Source organism: Flavivirga abyssicola (assembly GCF_030540775.2).
Taxonomy (GTDB): Bacteria; Bacteroidota; Bacteroidia; order Flavobacteriales; family Flavobacteriaceae; genus Flavivirga; species Flavivirga abyssicola.
The window spans coordinates 1985784-2006930 of sequence record NZ_CP141266.1; the positions used below are offsets into that span (position 1 = coordinate 1985784).

Genomic DNA, 21147 nt, shown 5'->3' on the forward strand with positions numbered 1-21147 from the left:
AAATGAAAAAATAACTTGAAAAAAGAAAGTGTAGGCTGTTTCTTGTTAAACTAGTTACGTTCAAATTTTACTCTTTAGATTTTGAGTTATAGTTAAATTGTTCTTAAAAGTTTTCTTTATAAATACCGATTGATAGTTCTCCTTTATCAGTCATAGTTGCTCTATACATGCCAGCGGTATTAAATTCTGCAACCATATCTCCGTTTTTATCAACAGCTATAATACCTCCGGTGCCTCCTAAATTTGATAGTTTATTTTGAATGACTTCTTTGGCGGCTTCTTGTAAAGATAAATCTTTATATTCCATAAGAGCAGATATGTCGTGAGCTACCATAGCACGAATAAAATACTCACCCCAACCTGTACTGGATATGGCACACGTACTGTTGTTTGCATATGTGCCCGCTCCAATAATAGGAGAGTCTCCTATACGTCCCCATCGTTTATTGGTCATGCCTCCAGTGGATGTACCCGCAGCTAAGTTTTCGTTTTTGTCAAGTGCTGCACAACCAACAGTTCCAAATTTAGAGTCTTTAATGTCTTCATCATAGAAGAAGGCAGTCTTGTTATCGTGATCTAATTCAAGTTTCTCCGATTCTTTAATTTTTTCAAGTGATTTATGACGTTTTTCAGTATAAAAATAATCAGGAGTAACCATTTGTAGCCCTTGCTCTTTAGCAAAGGTATTGGCTCCATTTCCAGATAACATGACGTGAGGCGAATTGTCCATAATGGTTCTGGCTAGATTTATAGGATTTTTTACCGTAGTTGTTCCTGCTGACGCTCCTGCATTTAAAGTTTTTCCGTCCATGATAGAAGCATCATGTTCATTAGTTCCGGCATTAGTGAAAACGGCTCCTTTTCCAGCATTAAATAAAGGCGAATCTTCCATAACGTTAATCGTTTTTTGCACAGCATCCAAACTAGACCCTCCATGTTTTAAAATGTTGTACCCAACTTTAATTGCTTCTTCTAATGTTGCTTTATATGCGGCTTCCTTTTCTGTGGACATATTTTCTTTTAAAATAGTACCTGCCCCTCCGTGAATTATTATTGAAAACGCTTGTTTTGTTTTGTGCTGTTGCACATTTTTAGTAGGTGATTTCGATTCGTTTTTACAGGAAGTAAATACTAATAAAATCGAAACTAGATAGGCTAGTTTTTTCATGATTAATTATGATGTTTTAATAGCAATAAAGTTAAGGTTAAGTTCGTAATGAACCATAAAGTTAAATAAAACGTATATTTAAATATCCCAAATCACATAATTCATGAAAAACTTTTTATTAAAAACAGGACTTGCATTAGCATTTTTTACCGTATTAACTTGTAACATAGCGTGTTCAAAAGACGATTCGGCAGCCGATATCGAAAAGGAAATGGTTACCGATATAGCTACTAACATACTACAATTAGTAAATGAACATAGGTCTAGTATCGGAAAACAAATTTTAGAAACTAATATTTTGGCGGAAGACTTAGCAGAAGAACACAATATGTTTATGATTAGTCAAGGAAACATCGGGCATGAAAATTTTGATTATCGGGCAAACCGACTATTTGATGAAGAGAATGCTAGAGGTGTAGGTGAAAATGTAGCGTTTAAACAGGTTTCTGCCCAACAAGTTATGACTGCTTGGTTAAATAGCACCGACCACCGTAAAAACATTGAAGGGAACTTTTCGCATATTGGTGTTAGTGTTGTTAAAAGTGAATCGGGAATTTACTATTTCACGCAACTTTTCTTAAAGAAATAAACAGATATACGGTATAAATTTATTGGACTCAAATGTAGTCGAAGCTATATGTTTTACTATATTTTCTCTAGTTGCTAAAAACTTTTGACACGAATTCTCACGAATCCATTTTATAGTAATTAAGTTTCAATGTATAAGATTTCTGCCCTACTGAAACAAGTTAAGCACAAGTCGCAGGAATGACATTTTTCTTTATAGTAAATTCAGATATTGGACTCATTTAAACTTTTTAGATTGAAGCGAAAATGAGTTCAATAACCAGTATTATTTTGCAATATCTATGATTTAATGCTTTATTTAGTATCTGGAAAATATTCTTGAAAATTTTTATAATAAAAATTGAGATTTAAAATAAACTTTATAAGTATCTTGCGGAAAATTAAATAATTCGTAAAAAATCAATATATATGAGTGTAATTTCTGCTGATTTCGGAATAAATGACGCTTTAATACAGCTAGATGTTAAAGATTTAAATGAAGGAAGCTCAACAGGCTCCAATAATTTCTCTCATGGAGATATTATTGAAAGCTATTCACCTGTTGATGGTCAATTAATTGGCAAAGTAAAAGCGACTACTAAAGAAGATTATGAGAAGGTTATGGAAAGTGCGGCAAGTGCTTTTAAAACATGGAGAACCATGCCTGCACCACAACGTGGTGAAATTGTGCGTCAATTTGGTGAAAAGCTAAGAGAAAAGAAAGAAGCTTTAGGAAAGTTAGTTTCCTATGAAATGGGGAAATCTTATCAAGAAGGCTTGGGCGAAGTTCAGGAAATGATTGACATCTGTGATTTTGCAGTTGGGTTATCGCGTCAGCTTCATGGTTTAACAATGCATTCAGAACGTCCTGGTCACAGAATGTACGAGCAGTATCATCCATTAGGTGTAGTTGGTATTATTTCAGCGTTTAATTTTCCCGTAGCAGTTTGGGCTTGGAATACAGCATTGGCTTGGATTTGTGGAGATGTTTGTGTTTGGAAACCTTCTGAAAAAACACCTATCTGCGGTGTGGCTTGCCAGAATATTGCAGCTGAGGTTTTTAAAGACAATAACTTACCAGAAGGGATTTGCAATTTAATTAATGGTGATTATAAAGTAGGAGAGTTTATGACCAAGGATGCTCGCATTCCATTAATTTCTGCAACGGGTTCTACCAGAATGGGAAAAATTGTAGCACAAGAAGTGGCTGCGCGTTTAGGTAAAAGCTTATTAGAATTAGGTGGTAACAATGCTATTATTGTAACACCAGATGCTGATATTAAGATGACGGTTATTGGTGCTGTTTTTGGTGCAGTAGGAACTGCTGGACAACGTTGTACGTCGACGCGTCGTTTAATTATTCATGACAGCATTTACGATCAGGTTAAAAACGCGGTTGTAGATGCTTATAAACAATTACGTATTGGTAATCCACTAGATGAAAACAATCATGTAGGACCGTTAATAGATACGGATGCTGTAAGAATGTATGAAAACGCCTTAACAAAAGTTGTTGACGAAGGTGGAAATATTGTTGTGGAGGGCGGTGTGCTTTCTGGTGAAGGTTACGAAAGTGGGTGCTATGTAAAACCAGCTATTGCGGAGGCAAAACCAAACTTTGAAATTGTACAACACGAAACATTTGCGCCTATTTTGTATTTACTAAAATATTCTGGAGGTGTTGAAAATGCCATTGATATTCAAAACGAAGTGGCGCAGGGGCTAAGTTCTGCGATTATGACTAACAACCTAAGAGAAGCAGAGCGTTTCTTATCTGTTGCTGGTTCAGATTGTGGTATAGCTAATGTAAACATAGGAACTTCCGGTGCCGAAATCGGTGGTGCTTTTGGAGGAGAAAAAGAAACTGGGGGTGGTCGCGAATCTGGTTCTGATGCTTGGAAGATTTATATGAGACGTCAAACCAATACTATAAATTATACAACAGAGTTGCCTTTAGCCCAGGGAATTAAATTTGATTTATAAATCGAAAATAAAATATAAAATGATTAAAAGCCGTTTCAATTTGAAACGGCTTTTTTGTATCTTGGTTTTAAGATCTATTTCTTAGTTGAAATATTCATAATGAAAACAAGGAGAGGCATAAGGATTAAACCTTTTTAATTGATTCAAGTCAAAGCAATTGTAAAACACTCATAATCCTTTAAATTCAATTTATATGAAGATTAAACATGTTCAACATTTATATTGGCGCATTGGTTTTGGAATTTTGCCAACTGAGCTCGAAAAGCTTTCTAGGAAAAATAAAAAAGCTGTAGTTAATAACCTACTTAATGCTTCAAAAACAATAACACCTTTAAAATTAGATACTTCCGAACTTGATGATTTACTAAGTGGATCTTACGAAAAAACTAGAGAAAACATCAAAAAAGTTCAAACGATAAGTCGACAAAAAACCAAGGAATTGAATGTGGCTTGGATAGATAGGCTTGCAGGTACAAAAGAATTGTTACGAGAAAAAATGACACTGTTCTGGGCCAATCATTTTGTATGCGAAGACAATAATTATGTATATAGTCAACAATTTCATAATACCTTGAGAACACATGCTTTAGGAAACTTTAAAGATTTTGTTAAAGCTATTTCCAAAGAAGCTGCGATGACTAAATACTTAAATACGAAGCAAAACCGCAAACAAAAACCCAATGAGAATTTTGCGCGCGAGCTTATGGAATTATTTACGTTGGGTGTTGGACATTATACTGAAGATGATATAAAAGAAAGTGCCAGAGCATTTACAGGTTATAGTCATAATTTACAAGGAAATTTTGTTTTTAGAAAACGCCAACATGATGAAGGTTCCAAAACCTTTTTTGGAAGATCAGGAAATTTCGATGGTGATGATATTATTAATATCATTCTGGAAAATAAACAATGTGCTAAGTTTATCTGTGAAAAAATGTATCGCTATTTTGTTAATGACATTATAGATGAAAATCATGTAAATAGTATGGTAGATGTGTTTTATGCAGATTATAATATAGAGAACGTTATGCGTTATATGATGCTTTCAAATTGGTTTTATGATGAAAAAAACATAGGAACAAAAATAAAATCACCTATCGAATTTTTAATTGGGATAAAATACACCGTTCCTGTAAACTTTAAAAACCCGAAACAGTTATTATACATTCAAAAATTATTAGGTCAAATATTACTAAACCCACCAAATGTAGCAGGTTGGAAAGGTGGTAGAAACTGGATTGATAGCAATACCATAGTTATGCGTTTAAAATTGCCATCACTTATTTTGAATAACGCCTATATTTCTAAAGCTAAAAAAGGAACATCAGATACTGTTATGGAAACCAAAAAACAGGGGTTTAAAAAGAGGTTTGGAAGACATTTTAAAACAGAAAGCGATTGGAATTATTTTGACAATCAGTTTAGAAATGTGGACATAAACGATTTAGGAAATTATATTCTTGCTTGCGACATGAACAAAACTGCAGGTGAGTATTTAAAATCATTAAGCAAAGTATCCAAACAGGAACATTGTGTACAACTAATGTCTTTACCGGAATATCAAATGTGTTAATTATGGACAGAAGAAAATTTTTAAAGAGATCATCTTTGGCGAGTGGCTTATTTTTTGTTCCAAGTTTTGTAAAAGCTTTTGAACAAGTAACGAGTAGCTATTTAGGTTATAAAAGATTAGTGATTATACAATTATCTGGAGGAAACGATGGTTTAAATACGGTGGTTCCGTTTAGAAATGATTTGTATTACAAGGAACGCCCAACTTTGGCAATTTCAAAAAATGATATTATCAAGCTTAACGATGACGTTGGATTGCATGCTAATCTAGCACCTTTAAAACGCTTGTATGATGATGGTTATTTATCTATTATTAATAATGTAGGTTATCCAAACCCAGTAAGGTCGCATTTTAGATCTATGGATATTTGGCATACAGGAACAGATTCAGATAAATATCTGCAGAGTGGATGGTTGGGGCGATATTTAGATCACTACGGAAAACATCCACATAGTGCTATTGAAATTGATGAAAGCTTATCATTAGCGATGAAAGGCAACACTATAAACGCTATAGCAACACAAGACCCCAAAGCTTTTTATAACTTATCAAAAGACCCATATTTCAAGAATATCCATAACCATCAAAATGATGCACATTTAAGCGAACATAATTTAGGTTATTTATATAAGTCTATGATTGCTGCAGAATCCTCTGCCAAGTATATTTATGAAACGAGTAAAACGGTTTCGACTAGCAAAGAATATCCAAATAATTCTTTTGGGAAACAGTTAAAAACCATGGCTCAATTTATAAATTCGGGACTGGATACAAAAGTGTTTTATGGATCATTAAATGGTTTTGACACACATGTAAACCAATTAAATGCTCAAAAACGATTATTAAAAACGTATGCTAATGGCATAGGAACTTTTGTTCAAGATTTAAAAGATAACGGAACATTTAAGGATACTTTAATTTTAACCTTTTCTGAATTTGGACGTCGCGTAAAGCAAAATGCTAGTTTAGGTACAGACCATGGTACGGCAAATAATGTATTTGTTATTGGAGAGCATTTAAAGAAACAAGGCTTTTATAATAACATGGCTAGTTTAAGTGATTTGGATGACAACGGAGATTTAAAATTTGAAATAGATTTTAGAACCATTTATGCAACAGTTTTAAACAAATGGTTAGATGTAAATGATGAAAAAATCTTGAATAAATCGTTTAAACAATTAGATTTTATTTAATTGCACGATATGTTTTGTTGGGTCAGAAAAACGCAATAGTTTTATTCTTATAAAAACTATAAGCTTATTTTCCATGAAAACATTCTATTTTTTTGTCTTTCTGTTATTTCCTTTTTACCTAATAAATGCACAAAACACTTACGATATTCAATTTCCAAAAACTGAAAATGAACGGAATCAAAATTGCCAAAGTTGTTTTCAAATTTTCAGACAAAAGCCCAAAGAGGTAAAATTTTCGATTAAAAGAGAGGGTAACAACCTTTACTTTCAAATCAATGATAAAAGGTGGTTTAATACGCTATTTAAGAATTCGGGGGATGGTATTGCTGTAGATGTGGTTGCAAAAGACCGATATAGTTGTGATTTGGAATCTGTAGTGCCTACTCAAATTAGAGGAAAATTGCTTAAACCTGTTTATGCGTCTAAACTTAAAAGTGGATTAAAACCTCATAAAGGAAACGCGTTTAGAGTGCATGTGGGTAGAATTTCAGACACTGATATCAATAAAAAACAGGAATACAACATATTGTTTTTAAGCAATAAGTCTCTATGTAGATATTACGTTGTTTATGATTTGGAGTCTTATAAATGGGATTTGTTAGATACGGGCATGTATTTAGATTCATTAACCTATAACACTAAACAAATCAAACTAACAGCCAAAGAAGGTTATATTTTAAGAAGTAAAACCTTGAAATTTAAAATTCCTTTTGAAAAAAATAAATCGGAGTATTCACAGGAGGATATTAAACCTATATACGATTCGTTACGTTTAACCGATTTCAATATAAAAAGTATAAATATTAAAGCATATTCTTCGGTTGAGGGGAGCCTAGAGAGAAATATCGAATTACAAGAACAACGTGCCAACAGTATCGTTGCGGCTTTACAAACATTTCAAAAACCAACTATTAAAATTGAAGTGTCCTCTTCAGAAAATTGGGTAGAGTTTCTTAACGATATAAAAGACACCAAATTTGAAAACCTAGGAAAGCTTAAAAAGAACTTGGTAAAAGCTAAATTGGTTGGAGCACTTTCGCAAGAAATGGAGCCTATTTTGCAATACCACAGAAAGGCAGTTTTGGAGTTAGAATTGGAGAAAAAGAATAAATATAAAACCATGACACCCAATGAGCTTATTGTGAAATTTAATGCCTCTATAAAGGCTGAAAATTTAGATGAAGCCATTGAAATTCAAAATTCCTTGTTCGAGAAACTAAAAAATAAAGAAGTTTCTCCTAATTTATTGCGTAGAATGGAGATACCAAAACAAGGCAGGTTTGTCAAAATTTTCAATAAAAATTCGGCATACAGATATATGTTGAATGAACTACAAGGGCTTATTGTTTATAATGAACTTTTGGATTTGGAGAAACTTGTGCCGAAAAACGGAGAGGTGAAATATAACATCGCGGCCATTAAAATTAGATTATGGAGATTTAGAGCTATCGATGTCAATGAAACTAAGCTAAAGAACCAAATTTATGCCCTAAAAAATTACGGTATTGAAAGTTCACTTATTTCCAGAATGATGGTGAATTATCACATTATAAAAGCAGAAAATTTAATGCGTAAAAGAGATTATGTGAACAAGGATAAGTCGGTTTCCTATATAAAAAATAACTATAAAAAGTTCTATCTATCAGATTACGATTATTTGAGTTTAGCGCAATTTTTTAGCTATTATGCCAATGTGGATATGGCTGTGGAATTATTAAAAAAGAAAGCACAAAGCATTGATATTGATGAGGATTTATTGTTTTATTATTTGAATTTAACACTCGTAAAAAGGGAGCTAACCCAACAAGACGATTATAGAACCATATTACTAAATGCTATTAATATGAATAAAGCCCGCTTTTGTAAATTATTTAATACCGTAGAAGGAGGAGGTGTTACTTTTCAGTTATTAGTTGATGAGTATTTAAGAGGTACTTATTGTGAGAATTGTGAGGATTAATATGAGTCTTATGTAATTTTTAGTGTTGTATTTATAATTAAAAAAATGGTTAAAAACAGAAAAAACCTTGCCTCAATACCAAATAATCGGGAGAAACAAGGTTATTCTTAAAAAGATTAATAGCGGTGCAAAAATAATGTTTTTTCTTGCATTTCAAAATTTGCAAGTCAAATTTATTAACAAATGTTAATTAGCTGTATTTAACCTTTCTTAAAATACGTAGTGATTCTTTGTAAAGGTTATATAGTTCTTGACTATGTGCTTTTAAATAAGGTTTAGCCTCATGAAGCTTGTTCATAGCTTCTTGAAACGAATTAAGGAAACATATAAGATAAGTTCCTGGTAAATTTTTTAAATCTGCCTCTTCTCTTTTTGTAAGTGTTAGTCCTTTTTTGAGTTTCTCTAAAATGGCATTATTAGCGTTATAAATATGATGTAATGTTTTTTTATCAAATTGAGGAGGTTTGAATAATAGTGTTGTTTCTATATTATAACTTGCATTGTTTTCGAAGTGAATAGTTGTTTCTTCTAATTGATAATATTTACTAGAATTTTGTAGCCCTAGATCTACGTACTCAATAATTTTAAAGCTTTCGTCATCAAATGAAATATAGACTTCGTCTAAAGCAGAAAAGAATAATCGCACTTGCTCATTAATTAATTCAATATCTACTCTGGAAAAGAAAACTTCGTCTTTTACAGTTTTTTTTTGACCTGCCCAGCAGACTACAAAATATTCTTTAAAAACTTTGTACTGTGCATTATAGTCTTTACGGGTATTCATAAAATCGAAAACACCATTAAGTGTATGTTCTATATTGTTTTGTGCGTTATTCTCAATCGCTTCAACAATTTTAGAATTAACATCTTTTATTTCTATGTCAAATACTTTGGGCATACTCATACTACCATCTCTAAAAAACACAGAACCGCCGTAGTATTTCCAAATATTTTTTCGAAGTGATGTAATTTTACCGGTGGGCCTAATAGTTACTAAACCAACTACTTTGTCTTCTGGAAGGTGTGGGAATGGAATGTTTTCATATTGTACTATAGGCGGATGACTTAAGTAGGCATTGATAAGGTTTTGTATTTTACTATCATCAAAAAAATCAACACCTATAATATTATTGTCTTCATCTTCAACACCAATAACAATATAAGAGTTGTTTTTGGGATTACTATTGGAGAGGGCACAAACATGTTTTAAAAACTTGGCTTTTCCTTCTTTATGACTAATGTCTATTTTTCGCTTTTTGTCATAAAAACTGTTTTCATCGTTATGAGCTAAGAGGTGTTTTATGAGTAGGCGTTTGTTGATCATTAATATTATCTATTCTTTATTGTTATTTTTTATTCTCACTCAATCGAATTTAGACCCTTTCCTGTTTGAAGATTTTAAATAGTTAATGAATTTTGAAAGCTGATTAATCAACTCTTCTGCTTGAGAATTTAATTTCTGATATGTGTTCTTGTCAATATGCTTTCTTCTATAACATCTCAATAATTGTGATTTGCTTTCACAACAAGAACCTCTAGAAAAACTAAGGAACATTATAAACTCTTTATTGCCACCCCTGCCAAAGCCTTCAGAAATATTATCCATTACAGAGCCAGATGAACCATTTAGTTGTTCTCGTAGCTTATAATCCTTACTCAAGCTCGTATTTATAATGATATTCCATACTTCATCACAAAAAATGATAGATTGTTTATAAACCTCCAAATCTTCAAATGAATTGTAATGTGCCATTGGTCTTGAATAAAAAATAAATAATTGATAATAGATAATGTTCCATCATAGTAAAGACATTTAATTAGACTTCTTTACTATGGTGGAACTAGCTTGCGCTGTAGGAAACACCAATAAATCGGCAATATTTACATGAGGAGGTCGCGAAATTGCAAAGTAAATAATCTCAGCAATGTCCTTAGCCTGTAAAGCTTTAAAACCTTTGTAAACAGAGTCGGCAATTTTATCACCTTTAAAACGAACTTGAGAAAATTCAGTTTCTACCAAACCAGGGTTTATGGCACCTACTTTTATGCCAAAAGGGTTTAAATCTATACGCATACCTTCTGTGATAGCCAAAACAGCATGCTTACTAGCACAATACACATTTCCTTTAGGGTAAACCTCTTTGCCTGCTGAAGACCCTATGTTAATAATATGTCCAGATTGACGAGCCGTCATCTGTGGAATAACAGCTTTACTTACATAGAGTAATCCCTTTACATTGATATCCATCATGGCATCCCAATCGTCAATACTTCCTTCGTTTATAGGATCTAAACCATGAGCATTACCAGCATTGTTTATTAAAATATCAATGTTCTTGAAAGCATCTGGAAGTGACTCGATGGCTTGAAGTGTTTTTGCTTTATCACGAACATCGAAGTTTAATAAATGAACATCAGTTAATCGTTCTAATGCTTTTTTGATGGTGTTTAGGCGTTCTAAACGCCTGCCACATAAAATCAAATTAATACCATGTTTTGCAAATTCATAGGCAGTTGCCTCACCAATACCACTTGATGCTCCTGTAATCAGGGCTGTTTTTTTCATTTTCTTAATTATAATTAAAAGACAATTTTTTAATGCTCTTTTACAGGTTATATGCCTTTTTTAGCAATTCACGTATAAAAATACTTAAAACAAGTTTAATATCGTATTATTGAGTTTAAATTATAATTAATCCCTAGACTATAAGTTTGTTACGAGTGTTAAGAAAGATGTTTTTAATGACATCTAACATTCATTGGAATAACTAGTAGCTTAAAAATTAGAATGATAATATGAGAACTTTAAATAAACTAAAGTTATCACTCTTTTCCTTGATATTAATATTTGTTTTTGGATGTAATAGTTCGGAATCAAACAACACAAGCTTATTAGCTCCAACTATTTCCATTAAACTGGTAGATGAGTCTGGAGATTTTGAAGAAGTGAATGTTGAAGTTGTCGATGTTTTGATTAAAATGGATGACAATAGCGATGATGATAATGGATGGATATCACTTAACTCAAATAAAAAAGTTATAAACTTACTTGATCTTACAGGTGGAGTTCATGAGGTTTTAGTCGATAAGTTTCCTATTCCCACAGGAACTTTAAAACAAATAAGACTAGTATTAGGTGATAATAATACGATAGTTATTAAAAATGATTTGGATGTTGGGGAGACACATGATTTAAAAACACCAAGTGCGCAACAATCGGGTTTAAAACTAAAAGTAGATGCGTTAATAGAAGAAGGTTTTACTTATGATTTTGTTTTAGATTTTGATGTTGACAAATCGGTTATAATTGCCGGAAAATCAGGAAATATTAATCTAAAACCGGTAATGAGGGTAACAACAGAAGTGAGTTCTGGAATTATAGAAGGATCTGTACTTCCTGTTGATGAATCTGCTGTAGCATCTGTTGTAGACACTAAAGGAACATCTGAAACTGAAGATGATGAAGTTATTTCGGCATACACTAATTATAAAGGGGATTTTGCGCTCTGGGGAGTTCCTACCGGAACCTATGAGGTTGTACTAACTCCTGTAGATTCAAATTCTAAATACAAGGTAACAACTGTTTCCGATGTAGAAGTGGTTAATGGAGAAATTACAGTTATAGAACCTGCCATACAATTAGCGTTAAAAGTAGGAGTAATTACAGGTAAAATACTTAATGAAAATATTGAAGTAACTGTTTCCGTTATAGTGGATGGTACAGAGGTACAAGCGAACACAAATCAAGAAGGTGTGTTTCTTCTTGAAAATATTCCAATCGGAGTTTACAAAATCACATTAACACCTGCAGATGGATCAGGGCTTGCGAAAGTCGAGTTAAATAATGAAGAAGTAAAAGAAGATCAAATAAACGATTTAGGAGATATTACTTTACCAGAAGCGTAAATATTTATACTTTATGGAATAAATATTAAGAGCAGTTTTGAAAGAAACGGCTCTTTTATTTTTAACCAACTCTTAACTAGGTTTGTTGAATATTTTAACCAATTCTTAACAGGTTTAGAAGAAAAATTTTAACAATTTGCATTGCTCAAATAAGCTTATTATATTCGGGCTTTTAAAAAATAAAGAAGATGCAAGAAACAGGTACAATTGATATTAAGACAATTAACGAGAAAATTGAAAAGGAAAGTGCTTTTGTTGATTTACTGATGCTAGAAATGAATAAAGTAATTGTAGGCCAAAAACATATGGTAGAACGGTTACTTATTGGGTTGTTAGGACGAGGACATATTTTACTTGAAGGTGTTCCTGGATTAGCAAAAACATTGGCAATAAATACTCTGGCACAAGCGGTAGACGGAAGCTTTAGCAGAATACAGTTTACTCCCGATTTACTACCCGCTGATGTTACGGGAACATTGATTTATAACATGAAGGTTAATGACTTTTCTATAAAGAAAGGGCCTATATTCGCTAATTTTGTATTGGCAGATGAGATTAACAGAGCACCCGCTAAAGTGCAGTCGGCTTTACTAGAAGCGATGCAGGAAAAGCAAGTAACTATTGGCGATGAAACCTTTGTATTAGATAAGCCATTTTTAGTAATGGCAACACAAAATCCAGTAGAGCAAGAAGGAACATATCCGTTACCAGAAGCTCAGGTTGACCGTTTTATGCTAAAAACGGTTATTGATTATCCGAAAATTGACGAAGAACAAATGATTATGAGGGCTAATTTGAAAGGCGCTTGGGATAAAGTAAACCCTGTAGTTCCCGTATCTCAAATACTAAAAGCTCAAGAAGTGGTTCGCGAAGTGTACATGGATGAGAAAATTGAAAAGTATATTCTGGATATTATATTCGCAACACGATATCCGGAGAAATATAAACTTGCAGATTTAAAACCTCTTATTTCTTTTGGAGCATCACCACGTGGAAGTATCAATTTAGCAACCGCAGCTAAATGTTATGCTTTTATTAAACGTCGAGGCTATGTAATCCCAGAAGATGTTCGTGCAGTTGTTTATGATGTGTTAAGACATAGAATAGGTATTACTTATGAAGCTGAAGCCGAAAATGTAACTTCGGTAGACATCATTAACAAAATTGTAAACGAGATAGAAGTACCATAAAACTAGTTCACAGTATTCAGTGGCAGTAAGCAGTTTTTCTGATTACTAAAAGCTGAATATAATTTACTGCAAACTGAGACTGTAAACTGTTTACTAAAAAGGAATGGATACTAAAGAATTACTAAAAAAAGTACGAAAAATAGAGATTAAGACACGCCGTTTGTCTGATCATATATTTGGAGGCGAATACCACTCGACCTTTAAAGGGCGAGGTATGACTTTTAGTGAAGTACGCCAATATCAATTTGGTGACGACGTTCGTAATATAGATTGGAACGTAACGGCACGCTACAGCGAACCTTTCGTAAAAGTTTTTGAAGAAGAACGAGAGCTTACCATGATGCTTATGGTAGATGTATCTGGTTCTGAATTGTTCGGAACAGAGCAGCAATTTAAAAACGAAGTCGTTACAGAAATTGCAGCGACCTTGGCTTTTTCTGCAACTCAAAACAATGATAAAATTGGACTTATCTTGTTTTCTGATAACGTCGAACTATATATTCCACCTAAAAAAGGACGATCGCACGTACTTCGTATTATCCGCGAACTTATAGAATTTAAACCAGCTAGTAGGCAAACGAATTTGGCAGAAGCATTAAAGTTTATGCAAAACGTTATGAAGAAAAAAGCCATTGTATTTGTGTTGTCTGATTTTATTGCGGATGATTATCATCAAACAATGAAAATTGTTTCTGGGAAACACGATGTTACTGGTATACGAGTTTATGATAAGCATGAAGAAAGCATACCAAACTTAGGAATGGTTCAAATGCAAGATGAAGAAACCGGAGAATTGATGTTAGTAAATACATCATCAAAAAAAGTAAGGCTAAATTATGGCAAGTTTTACAAGGAAAAAGTAGCTTACTATAAAGAGAGCTTTACAAAATCCGGAGCAGGAGCAATTGATTGTCGTGTTGACGAAAGTTATGTAAAAAAGCTACTTGGGTATTTTAAAAGAAGAGGGTAAATAATATAATAGTGTCTGGTTGAGCGCAGTCGAAACCTACTTTAAAATGAAGAAAAGTTATTTAAATATTAAGGAATCAAGAATCAAGAACCAAGAATCAAATCGGTCTTATCTTTTTGGTAAGCAGATCTTGTCTTGCATCTTTTTTCTGTATTCTTTTGTCTCCTTTGGTCAAGTTACTTCAGTAATCGATTCTACATCTATAAAAATAGGAGAACAAATTACATACCATATTCAGGTAGAAGCAGATACTACAAGTCTGGTTGTTTTTCCAGAAGGGCAAACATTTCAGCCTTTGGAAATGATTGAATCCTATGAAATAGATACTTTAAAAAAGCGTGATAAGTACAACCTTATTAAAAAGTATGGTTTAACACAATTTGATTCAGGAGCTTATACCATTCCCAGACAAAAAATAATTATTGGAGATAAAACTTTTTTTACCGATTCTCTAAAAGTTGAGGTTAATAACATCGTTGTAGATACTACAAAACAAGGTTTATACGATATTAAACCTATCATTGAAGTTAAAAAGCCATCAAGTAATTGGTGGAAATACCTGTTGATAACACTCCTAATTATTGGTGTTGTAGCATTTTTGCTATTCTGGTTTATTTGGAGAAAAAAACCATTAACCGAAGAAGAGGAAATTGCATTACTTCCACCATATGATAGAGCCAAATTAGCACTTAAAAAATTAGATGAAAGTCATTATTTAGAGCATTCAGAAATAAAAGAATATTATTCAGAATTAACAGGGATCATTAGAAAATATTTAGACGAAAAGGTATACGATCATTCTTTAGAAAGTACGACGGATGAACTTGTTAGTAGGCTTCGATTACTTAAAGAAGGGAACCAAATTGATTTAAGTCAGGAAACCATTAAAAATATTGAAAGTATTCTAAAACGCGCCGATTTGGTAAAGTTTGCAAAGTCTGCACCAGATATCGCTTTAGCTGAATTAGATAGAGATACTATTGATAGTGAAATCGATCATGTAAAAGAAGTGTTGCCAGAGCCAACAGAAGAAGAGAAGCTTTTAGATGAAAAATACAGAGAAGAACTGGAGCGTAAGAAGACTCGAAAAAAGATCATTATAACCGTAGCAATAAGTGTCTTTTTGATAATAGCAACTATTGTAGGTTTTTCAATAAAATATGGTTTTAAATATGTGAAAGATACCATTATTGGCCATGATAGTATTGAGCTTTTAGAAGGTGATTGGGTTACCAGTGAATATGGATTTCCGCCCATAACCATTTCTACACCAAAAGTTTTAAAAAGAATGGATTCTGGAATCCCAGAAGAAATGGCGCAACAGGTTGAAGTTGCCATGTTTGGCTATGGAAGTTTAATTGATAAGTTCAATGTTGTGGTTGCTACTTCTAAGTATAAAAACTTAGGTGAAAATAAAATAGATTTAAAACAATCTATAGAAGGAAGTTTTAAAATTATTGAAGGAACTGGCGCACAGAATATCATAACAAAGAATGAAGAATTTGTTACTCCAAATGGTGCTGAAGGATTAAAAGTTCACGGTACTTTGGATATGCCAGTGCTAAATTCGGATAAATTTGAAAAAGGCAAGTATGTCCTTTTAGCATTTACATCAGAAAATGTTGTACAACAGATCCTTCTCTTATGGAAGGAAAATGATGTTTATGCAGATCAAATGGTAGAGCGAATTTTAAATTCAGTAGAACTTAAAAAAGCAGAAGAATAATGTTTGGGGGAATCGAATTTTTAAATAAAGAACTATTCTGGTTATTGTTAGTGCTTCCATTAGCTATACTGTGGTATGTCTTAAAGCATAAAAAACAAACAGCCGAACTTAAAATATCAAGTTTAAAAGGTTTTAAGATTACTAACTCATGGTTGCCAAAATTAAAGCACCTATTGTTTATTTTGCGCTTAGTAGCATTAGCATTATTAATTACAGCATTAGCTAGACCTCGAACAGTAGATGTTTCAACAAAAACAAAAACCACAAGAGGAATAGATATCGTTATGGCCATAGATGTTTCTGCAAGTATGTTGGCTAAAGATTTATCACCAAATAGATTAGAAGCACTAAAAAAAGTAGCAGCAGAATTTATTAAAGGCAGACCAAACGATAGAATTGGTTTGGTAGAATACGCAGGAGAAAGTTATACAAAAACCCCAATTACAAGTGATAAAGCCATTGTAATACGTTCTTTAAAAAGTATAAAATACAATAATATCATTGAAGGGGGAACAGCTATAGGGATGGGTTTAGCAACTGCAGTAAACCGATTAAAAGATAGTAAGGCAACAAGTAAAGTCATTATTTTATTGACCGATGGTGTTAACAATTCAGGATTTATCGACCCTAAAATTGCTAGTGAATTGGCAGTTGAATATGATATAAAAACCTATACAATTGGTTTAGGGACAAATGGAATGGCGTTGTCTCCTGTTGGAATCTTACCAAATGGAACATTTCAATACGGGCGAATTCAAGTAGAAATTGATGAAGAATTACTTAAAGAAATAGCCAACGTTACTGGAGGTAAGTATTTTAGAGCCACCAATAATAGAAAGTTAGAAGAAATTTATGATGAAATTAATAAACTGGAAAAAACAGAAATAGAAGAGTTTAAATTTTATAATTACGAAGAGAAATACCGCGTATTAGTATTATTTGCAGGATTATTGCTCCTTATAGAAATACTGTTACGTTTTACGGTTTTTAGAAGTTTTGTATAGACATAGAAGCATGTGTGCTTAAGATAAAGGTCTTAGGCTTTGAGGTTTAAATATTGGAATTTTAAATAAATGTATCAATTAGAAGAAAAAATATGGTTTTGGGTATTAGGCGTTATCCCTGTGATAATCCTACTCTTTTTGGTGCTTCAATTTTGGAAATATAAAGCACAAAGTAAATTTGCTGATAAAAGATTACTTAAAAAACTAAGCCCTAATACATCACTATTTAAATCTATTTTGAAATTAGGAGTTTTAAGTTTAGCTTTTGCATGCCTGGCAATAGCATTAGTAAATCCTAAAATAGGTACAAAATTAGAAACAATCAAACGAGAAGGTGTAGATATCGTTTTTGCAGTCGATGTATCTAAAAGTATGTTGGCAGAAGACATCGCGCCAAACAGATTAGAAAAATCAAAACAACTTGTTACACAAATCATCAATAACCTAGCAAGTGATCGTGTAGGTATCATAGCTTATGCAGGGAAAGCATTTCCACAATTACCCATAACAACAGATTATGCATCGGCTAAGATGTTTTTGCAAAGTATGAATACCGATATGCTGTCATCACAAGGAACGGCTATAAACGAAGCCATTAAACTGGCAAAAACGTATTTTGATGATGAAGAACAAACCAACCGTGTACTTGTTATTATTTCGGATGGTGAAGATCATAGTGAAGAAGCAGCAGCGATAGCAGAGGAAGCTAATGAAGAAGGCATTCGAATATTTACGATAGGTGTAGGAGATATAAAAGGAGGACCCATACCAGAAAAACGAAATGGCATTGTTTTAAACTACAAAAAGGATAATCAAGGAGAAACGGTTATTACACGTTTAAATGAAGAAACGCTTATGGCCATTGCGGAAGAAGCCAATGGAGCTTATATAAATGGAAAAAACACCAATGATGTTGTTGAGAGTATTCGTGAAATTTTAAATAGCATGGATAAAACAGAATTTGAAGCCAAACAATTTGCCGATTTTAAAGATCAATTTCAATGGTTTTTAGGTTTTGGCATTTTCTTTTTGCTTTTAGATGTTTTCTTACTAGAACGTAAAACATCGTGGTTAAAGAAGTTGAATCTATTTAATGAAAATCTTTAACTTTCGAGTGAAACGATTTGATTTAAAACTTTTATAAAATTTTTAACGAACAAAAGTGTTAAGGTTTTATATCTTAGAAATAAAAAAAATGAAACGTATAGCATTAATTCTATTAACATGTGTGGTCTCAATGTCTTTTGCACAAGAAGATAAAGAGCAACTATTAGCACTTAAAAAGGCTAATGGTTTTGTTTACGAAGGAAATAATTTAATAAATGATGATTTTGTTTCTGGAGAAATGGCTTATAGACAAGCTATTTCAAAGCAACCAAATACGGTAGCAGGAATTTATAACTTAGGGAATGCCTATTATAAAGAAGGCAATTTTGAAGAAGCACTTTACCGTCATGAACAAGCCGCAAAGGCAACTAATTCTAAGTCAGAGAAGCATAAAGCATATCATAATATCGGCAATATATTAATGCAGAATAAAAAGTGTAAGGAAGCTGTTGAGGCTTTTAAAAATGCTTTGAGAAACGACCCTACAGATAATGAAACCCGTTACAATCTAGGGATAGCAAAAATTTGTGCAGAAGAGCAAAAAAAGCAGGAAGACGAAAACAAAGACGACGAAAATAAAGAGGACGAGAATAAGGACGACAAGGATAAGAAAGACAACGAAGACAAAAAAGATAAAGAGGGCGACGACAAAGAAGATAAAAAAGATAAAGGCGACGAGGAGAAAAAAGAGGGCGACGACGAAAAGGACGATAAAGGAAAGCCTAAAGACGAAAAAGAAGATAAAGGTAAAGGCGATGAAGATAAGAAGAAAGAACAACAAAAGCCTAAGCCTCAACCTGGACAGATGTCGCCACAGCAAATAAAGAATTTACTGGAAGCCATGAATAATCAAGAACAAAAAGTTCAAGAAAAAATGAATGCAGTAAAAGAAAAAGGTGCAAAAATAAAAACTGAAAAAGATTGGTAATTTAAAGAAATCTGATTTTGTTACTAGTATTAAAACGTCGAAAAGCAATAATTCAAACATCAAAAATCGCTAATCGTTGTTCGTTAACCATCATGAAAATTATCAAACACATATCAATAATATTATTACTACTTACAACAAGTATAGCTTCAGCACAAGTTAAGTTTGAAGCGAAAGTAAGTAAACAAAAATTAGGTATAAACGAGCGTTTGCGTATTGACTTTGAAATGAATAAAGATGGAGATAACTTTAATCCTCCAAATTTTTCAAATTTCACAGTAGTAGGTGGTCCGAATCAATCCGTAAGTAATTCTTGGATTAATGGTGTAAGAACTTATAAGAAAACCTATAGTTATTTTTTAGCGCCAAAAAAGCGAGGTAATTTCACGATTAAACAAGCGACAATTACTATTGATGGTGAAACCTATAAAACATTGCCTATAAATATTCAGGTTACTGCAGCTGTAGACAAACCAAAAGATCCTAATGATGCAAATTTTATAGCTTCAGAAAACATTCATTTAGTAGCAGAAGTTTCAAAAACAAATCCCTATTTAAATGAAGCCATTACGGTTGTTTATAAGTTATATGTATCGCCAACTATAGCCGTTGACAATTGGAATGAAATAGACAGTCCAAGGTATAATGATTTTTGGAGTCAAAATATAAATACACAAGGACAAAAAGTTCAAAACGGGACTTATAATGGAAAAGACTATCGTTTCTTGGTGCTACGAAAAGCAGTATTATATCCTCAAAAAACAGGGAAGTTAAATATAGAACCACTAAGTCTGGATATTGCCTTGCGTGTGCCTTCCAATAGACGAGATATTTTTGGAAGCCTTTTAATGACACGTGTTAATAAAACGGTTTCCGCGGGCAATAAGACAATTCATGTTAAGCCATTGCCAGAAGCAGGTAAACCAGTAGATTTTGCAGGAGCTGTTGGTGATTTTAAGCTCGATGTCATAACCTCAAAAAGAGTCTTAGATGCATCGGAGTCATTTCAAGTAAAAGTAGCTGTTAAAGGAAATGGGAACCTAAAGCTTTTTAAGTTGCCTAAAATATCATTGCCAAGCTCTTTAGAAGTTTATGAGCCAGAGCATAAAGAGCAAGTAAAAACAAATCTATCTGGGATGAGAGGAAGTATTTCAGATAGTTATACCGTTGTACCGCAATACAAAGGCAAGTATCCAATACCTAGTATTTCCTTTTCATATTTCGATTTAAAAACAGAAACTTATAAGCGATTATCATCCGACGAAATTGTAATTGATGTTTTAAATGGTCCTACAAATAATGCCTCCAGCGGAACTTCTAATGGAAACCCAATAAGCAATGCTAAACAACGTGTGGTTTTAAACAACGATCAATTCGCTTTTATTAAAACCAAGACAGATTTTATTAGCACCAAATCAACGTATTTCTTTAAAACAAATTTGTTTTGGAGTCTGTTATTATTTCCTTTTTTACTAATTCCTTTAGCCATAATCGTTCGTAAGAAAAAAGCGAGCAGAGATGCCGATGTATATGGCAATAGAATTAGAAAAGCAGATAGGTTAGCAAAGAAGTATTTGAGCAATGCTAAAAAATCACTTGGAAAAAAAGAAGCCTTTTATATAGCCTTGGAGAAAGCATTACATAATTATTTAAAGGCCAGATTGCATATAGAAACTAACGATTTAAGTAAAGATAAAATTAATAGTTTACTAAAAGAAAAACAGGTTGATGACGGAGTAATAAAAGATTTTATTGCTATTGTAGAAAATTGTGAATTAGCAAGATATACACCAATAGATATTGTTACAATGCAGGACGATTATGAAAAGGCAGCAAAAACAATTTCTTTAATAGATAAACAAGCACGTTAAG

Annotated in this window: 17 protein-coding genes; 13 read left to right on the forward strand and 4 right to left on the reverse strand. The window is 32.7% G+C overall.

The features are described from left to right. Positions 1-103: 103 nt before the first annotated feature. The gene (locus tag Q4Q34_RS08325; RefSeq protein ID WP_303316800.1) at positions 104-1168 is read right to left on the reverse strand and encodes an isoaspartyl peptidase/L-asparaginase family protein; all 1065 of its coding nucleotides are present in this window, start codon (positions 1166-1168) and stop codon (positions 104-106) included. A gap of 103 nt (positions 1169-1271) precedes the next feature. Between Q4Q34_RS08325 and Q4Q34_RS08330 the strand changes: the two genes are divergently transcribed. The 5 genes from Q4Q34_RS08330 (at position 1272) to Q4Q34_RS08350 (ending at position 8444) form a co-directional block, all read left to right on the forward strand. Next, positions 1272-1757, forward strand: coding sequence for a CAP domain-containing protein (locus tag Q4Q34_RS08330; RefSeq protein ID WP_303316801.1), 486 nt, complete (start codon positions 1272-1274; stop codon positions 1755-1757). 407 nt (positions 1758-2164) lie between these two features. Beyond that, positions 2165-3718 carry an L-piperidine-6-carboxylate dehydrogenase gene (gene amaB / locus Q4Q34_RS08335; RefSeq protein ID WP_303316802.1) on the forward strand — a complete coding sequence of 518 codons (1554 nt, stop codon included), beginning with the start codon at positions 2165-2167 and terminating at the stop codon, positions 3716-3718. A 193-nt stretch (positions 3719-3911) separates the two neighbouring features. Next, positions 3912-5291 (forward strand): DUF1800 domain-containing protein, encoded by a 1380-nt coding sequence (locus Q4Q34_RS08340; protein WP_303316803.1) that lies wholly within the window; start codon positions 3912-3914, stop codon positions 5289-5291. Between the two features lie 2 nt (positions 5292-5293). Beyond that, positions 5294-6484: a DUF1501 domain-containing protein gene (locus Q4Q34_RS08345; protein WP_303316804.1), complete on the forward strand. Its 1191-nt coding sequence runs from the start codon at positions 5294-5296 to the stop codon at positions 6482-6484. 73 nt (positions 6485-6557) lie between these two features. Then, positions 6558-8444: a hypothetical protein gene (locus tag Q4Q34_RS08350; protein WP_303316805.1), complete on the forward strand. Its 1887-nt coding sequence runs from the start codon at positions 6558-6560 to the stop codon at positions 8442-8444. 190 nt (positions 8445-8634) lie between these two features. Here the strand turns inward: Q4Q34_RS08350 and Q4Q34_RS08355 are convergent, their stop codons facing one another. From Q4Q34_RS08355 to Q4Q34_RS08365, 3 genes are read right to left on the reverse strand one after another with little or no spacing between them, the layout of a single operon-like run. After that, positions 8635-9768 carry an ATP-binding protein gene (locus Q4Q34_RS08355; RefSeq protein ID WP_303316806.1) on the reverse strand — a complete coding sequence of 378 codons (1134 nt, stop codon included), beginning with the start codon at positions 9766-9768 and terminating at the stop codon, positions 8635-8637. Positions 9769-9807: 39 nt separating this feature from the next. Next, the gene (locus Q4Q34_RS08360) at positions 9808-10197 is read right to left on the reverse strand and encodes a four helix bundle protein (RefSeq protein WP_303316807.1); all 390 of its coding nucleotides are present in this window, start codon (positions 10195-10197) and stop codon (positions 9808-9810) included. 60 nt (positions 10198-10257) lie between these two features. Beyond that, positions 10258-11010, reverse strand: coding sequence for an SDR family NAD(P)-dependent oxidoreductase (locus Q4Q34_RS08365; protein WP_303316808.1), 753 nt, complete (start codon positions 11008-11010; stop codon positions 10258-10260). Between the two features lie 230 nt (positions 11011-11240). Here Q4Q34_RS08365 and Q4Q34_RS08370 point away from each other — a divergent pair, with 230 nt between their 5' ends. The 8 genes from Q4Q34_RS08370 to Q4Q34_RS08405 all read left to right on the forward strand — a co-directional run bounded on the left by Q4Q34_RS08370 (position 11241) and on the right by Q4Q34_RS08405 (position 21146). Further along, the gene (locus Q4Q34_RS08370; protein ID WP_303316809.1) at positions 11241-12350 is read left to right on the forward strand and encodes a DUF4382 domain-containing protein; all 1110 of its coding nucleotides are present in this window, start codon (positions 11241-11243) and stop codon (positions 12348-12350) included. A gap of 188 nt (positions 12351-12538) precedes the next feature. Continuing rightward, a complete protein-coding gene (locus Q4Q34_RS08375; RefSeq protein WP_303316810.1) occupies positions 12539-13540 on the forward strand; it encodes an AAA family ATPase in 1002 nt (333 codons plus the stop codon). A 103-nt stretch (positions 13541-13643) separates the two neighbouring features. Continuing rightward, positions 13644-14510 carry a DUF58 domain-containing protein gene (locus Q4Q34_RS08380; protein WP_303316811.1) on the forward strand — a complete coding sequence of 289 codons (867 nt, stop codon included), beginning with the start codon at positions 13644-13646 and terminating at the stop codon, positions 14508-14510. A gap of 46 nt (positions 14511-14556) precedes the next feature. Continuing rightward, complete coding sequence (locus tag Q4Q34_RS08385; RefSeq protein WP_303316812.1) at positions 14557-16236, forward strand: BatD family protein; 1680 nt, start codon at positions 14557-14559, stop codon at positions 16234-16236. Beyond that, the gene (locus Q4Q34_RS08390) at positions 16236-17240 is read left to right on the forward strand and encodes a vWA domain-containing protein (protein WP_303316813.1); all 1005 of its coding nucleotides are present in this window, start codon (positions 16236-16238) and stop codon (positions 17238-17240) included. Before Q4Q34_RS08385 ends, Q4Q34_RS08390 begins: the two co-directional genes overlap by 1 nt. A gap of 69 nt (positions 17241-17309) precedes the next feature. After that, positions 17310-18347 carry a vWA domain-containing protein gene (locus Q4Q34_RS08395; RefSeq protein ID WP_303316814.1) on the forward strand — a complete coding sequence of 346 codons (1038 nt, stop codon included), beginning with the start codon at positions 17310-17312 and terminating at the stop codon, positions 18345-18347. An 88-nt stretch (positions 18348-18435) separates the two neighbouring features. Further along, positions 18436-19275 carry a tetratricopeptide repeat protein gene (locus Q4Q34_RS08400; RefSeq protein ID WP_303316815.1) on the forward strand — a complete coding sequence of 280 codons (840 nt, stop codon included), beginning with the start codon at positions 18436-18438 and terminating at the stop codon, positions 19273-19275. A gap of 92 nt (positions 19276-19367) precedes the next feature. Then, complete coding sequence (locus Q4Q34_RS08405) at positions 19368-21146, forward strand: BatD family protein (RefSeq protein WP_303316816.1); 1779 nt, start codon at positions 19368-19370, stop codon at positions 21144-21146. Position 21147: the final 1 nt, after the last annotated feature.

Excerpts from the sequence above, each read along its gene's own strand:
- Q4Q34_RS08325 (WP_303316800.1), bottom strand. The coding sequence starts at position 1,168 with ATGAAAAAACTAGCCTATCTAGTTTCGATTTTATTAGTATTTACTTCC.
- Q4Q34_RS08330 (WP_303316801.1), top strand. The coding sequence starts at position 1,272 with ATGAAAAACTTTTTATTAAAAACAGGACTTGCATTAGCATTTTTTACC.
- amaB (WP_303316802.1), top strand. The coding sequence starts at position 2,165 with ATGAGTGTAATTTCTGCTGATTTCGGAATAAATGACGCTTTAATACAG.
- Q4Q34_RS08340 (WP_303316803.1), top strand. The coding sequence starts at position 3,912 with ATGAAGATTAAACATGTTCAACATTTATATTGGCGCATTGGTTTTGGA.
- Q4Q34_RS08345 (WP_303316804.1), top strand. The coding sequence starts at position 5,294 with ATGGACAGAAGAAAATTTTTAAAGAGATCATCTTTGGCGAGTGGCTTA.
- Q4Q34_RS08350 (WP_303316805.1), top strand. The coding sequence starts at position 6,558 with ATGAAAACATTCTATTTTTTTGTCTTTCTGTTATTTCCTTTTTACCTA.
- Q4Q34_RS08355 (WP_303316806.1), bottom strand. The coding sequence starts at position 9,768 with ATGATCAACAAACGCCTACTCATAAAACACCTCTTAGCTCATAACGAT.
- Q4Q34_RS08360 (WP_303316807.1), bottom strand. The coding sequence starts at position 10,197 with ATGGCACATTACAATTCATTTGAAGATTTGGAGGTTTATAAACAATCT.
- Q4Q34_RS08365 (WP_303316808.1), bottom strand. The coding sequence starts at position 11,010 with ATGAAAAAAACAGCCCTGATTACAGGAGCATCAAGTGGTATTGGTGAG.
- Q4Q34_RS08370 (WP_303316809.1), top strand. The coding sequence starts at position 11,241 with ATGAGAACTTTAAATAAACTAAAGTTATCACTCTTTTCCTTGATATTA.
- Q4Q34_RS08375 (WP_303316810.1), top strand. The coding sequence starts at position 12,539 with ATGCAAGAAACAGGTACAATTGATATTAAGACAATTAACGAGAAAATT.
- Q4Q34_RS08380 (WP_303316811.1), top strand. The coding sequence starts at position 13,644 with ATGGATACTAAAGAATTACTAAAAAAAGTACGAAAAATAGAGATTAAG.
- Q4Q34_RS08385 (WP_303316812.1), top strand. The coding sequence starts at position 14,557 with ATGAAGAAAAGTTATTTAAATATTAAGGAATCAAGAATCAAGAACCAA.
- Q4Q34_RS08390 (WP_303316813.1), top strand. The coding sequence starts at position 16,236 with ATGTTTGGGGGAATCGAATTTTTAAATAAAGAACTATTCTGGTTATTG.
- Q4Q34_RS08395 (WP_303316814.1), top strand. The coding sequence starts at position 17,310 with ATGTATCAATTAGAAGAAAAAATATGGTTTTGGGTATTAGGCGTTATC.
- Q4Q34_RS08400 (WP_303316815.1), top strand. The coding sequence starts at position 18,436 with ATGAAACGTATAGCATTAATTCTATTAACATGTGTGGTCTCAATGTCT.
- Q4Q34_RS08405 (WP_303316816.1), top strand. The coding sequence starts at position 19,368 with ATGAAAATTATCAAACACATATCAATAATATTATTACTACTTACAACA.